Below are 2,370 nucleotides of genomic sequence, written 5' to 3'. Positions count from 1 at the left end.
ACCAGAAAAGAGATTTTCTTGTCCCGCATGGAGCAGATTCTGCCATGGCAAAACATGGTGGAAGTCATCGAGCCGTTTTACCCCAAGGCTGGTAATGGCCGGCGACCTTATCCGCTGGAAACCATGCTACGCATTCACTGCATGCAGCATTGGTACAACCTGAGCGATGGCGCGATGGAAGATGCTCTGTACGAAATCGCCTCCATGCGTCTGTTTGCCCGGTTATCCCTGGATAGCGCCTTGCCGGACCGCACCACCATCATGAATTTCCGCCACCTGCTGGAGCAGCATCAACTGGCCCGCCAATTGTTCAAGACCATCAATCGCTTGCTGGCCGAAGCAGGCGTCATGATGACTCAAGGCACCTTGGTCGATGCCAAGAGTGGCCTGACCCACAGCCTAGTCACTACCGCGGCCAACGAGCATGACCTCAATCAGCTGGGTAATCTGCTGCATGGAGAGGAGCAATTTGTCTCAGCCGATGCCGGCTACCAAGTGGCGCCACAGCGCGAGGAGCTGGCCGAGGTGGATGTGGACTGGCTGATCGCCGAGCGCCCCGGCAAGGTAAGAACCTTGAAACAGCATCCACGCAAGAACAAAACGGCCATCAACATCGAATACATGAAAGCCAGCATCCGGGCCAAGGTGGAGCACCCATTTCGCATCATCAAGCGACAGTTCGGCTTCGTGAAAGCCAGATACAAGGGGTTGCTGAAAAACGATAACCAACTGGCGATGTTATTCACGCTGGCCAACCTGTTTCGGGCGGACCAAATGATACGTCAGTGGGAGAGATCTCACTAAAAACTGGGGATAACGCCTTAAATGGCGAAGAAACGGTCTAAATAGGCTGATTCAAGGCATTTACGGGAGAAAAAATCGGCTCAAACATGAAGAAATGAAATGACTGAGTCAGCCGAGAAGAATGAATCGCCACGGAAAATCTAGACACTTCCGAGCCGTTGATAATAGGGGTTCGAGGTTCAATCGTGTAAAAAACCACGTTAAGGCAATAATTCATTGTTTGAATTGAAATTTAATGGCCTCAACTCTCCCTTCAGAATATTTTCCGGCAGCGTGAACGTATAATGTCCCAGCATGTTGATATGACCGTACATCAGTGGCGACAGGCGTGAGATATGCTCGTCTTCCGGGATCTCACCAGCGCTGCGCAAATGTGATAGCGCTTCCTGCATATAAAGCGTGTTCCACAATACAACTGCGTTAGTGACAAGCCCCAGCGCACCCAGTTGATCCTCCTGCCCCTCACGGTAACGTTTTCTAATCTCACCACGTTGGCCGTAACAGATCGCCCTTGCCACGGCGTGACGGCCTTCTCCCCGGTTAAGCTGAGTCAGTATCCTGCGACGATATTCTTCATCATCAATGTAGTTGAGGAGGTACAGCGTCTTGTTGACCCGTCCCACCTCCATAATCGCCTGCGCCAGCCCTGACGGACGGGAACTTTTTAAAAGCGAGCCCACAAGTTCTGAGGCGTGGACTGTACCCAGCTTCAGAGAACCGGAAACCCTCATCATTTCATCCCATTGGGTTTCTATCTTTGACAGTTCAACGCATCCCCGCGCCAGCTCATCCAGTACCCCGTAGTTCGCATTTTTATCTGCACGCCAAAATACCGCCTCACCGGCATCTGCCAGGCGGGGCGAAAACTGGTAGCCCAGCAGCCAGAACAGGCCAAAGATAATGTCGCTGGACCCTCCAGTGTCCGTCATAATCTCCACCGGATTCAGCCCCGTCTGCTGCTCCAGAAGCCCTTCCAGCACAAAGATAGAGTCACGCAACGTACCGGGGATAACGATGCCGTGAAAGCCGGAATACTGGGGGTCGCCTCAGAAAACGGAATCTATGGTCACTCCCGTTTTTGCAACACCGATTTTGACGACAAGTTGGCTTGCTTGAATCTATCCGGCGTCTGAATGGGATTTTATTCCCGCGCCTCGATGAGTTCCGCGCCTGATGAACCTCCAGAAAATATACGGCTTCAATGAGCCTTTCCGTTTTACAGGTTCCTCAACAGGCCGGTGGGCCGTTAGTATCATCAATATCAGTATTCGCAAAACCAGATCAGTAATTCTTTAAACCGGTGTATTTCTGCCGTTATGCTACATAAGTTTGCTGTCGTGCCGTTAGGGCCCAGGCTATTCTGGCCAGCTTGTTTGCCAGAGCACAAGTGACGACAAAGTTGCTTTTCCGGCACAGTAAATCCCTGACCCAATCGGCCAATTTGCCAGACTGGTGTTCCAGTTTTTGTATGAATACCCTGGCACATTGAACCAACAAAGTTCGGATCTTTTTATTACCTCGCTTACTAATTCCCAGCAATGTCGTCCTACCTCCCGTGCTGTACTG

At 51.5% G+C, this 2,370-nt stretch carries 2 protein-coding genes and 1 pseudogene; 1 reads left to right on the top strand and 2 read right to left on the bottom strand.

The genetic code is table 11. The annotated features are described in order from the left end of the window. Window positions 1-804, top strand: an 804-nt coding sequence (locus tag OGX94_RS24710) for an IS5 family transposase (protein ID WP_286570118.1), incomplete at its 5' end; no start/stop codon positions are given. 200 nt (window positions 805-1,004) lie between these two features. On the opposite strand, the pseudogene OGX94_RS24705 reads toward OGX94_RS24710, so the two are convergent. Together OGX94_RS24705 and OGX94_RS24700 are read right to left on the bottom strand one after the other, a co-directional pair. Next, window positions 1,005-1,841: pseudogene (locus OGX94_RS24705) on the bottom strand (Tn3 family transposase); the annotation flags it as partial. 277 nt (window positions 1,842-2,118) lie between these two features. Next, a partial coding sequence (locus OGX94_RS24700; protein ID WP_136129390.1) for a transposase occupies window positions 2,119-2,370 on the bottom strand: 252 nt, incomplete at its 5' end.

The organism is Citrobacter sp. Cpo037 (assembly GCF_030332945.1).
Taxonomy (GTDB): domain Bacteria; phylum Pseudomonadota; class Gammaproteobacteria; order Enterobacterales; family Enterobacteriaceae; genus Citrobacter; species Citrobacter portucalensis.
Note: the sequence above shows the minus strand (reverse complement) of the source record. Positions and strands in the feature narration are given on the sequence as shown.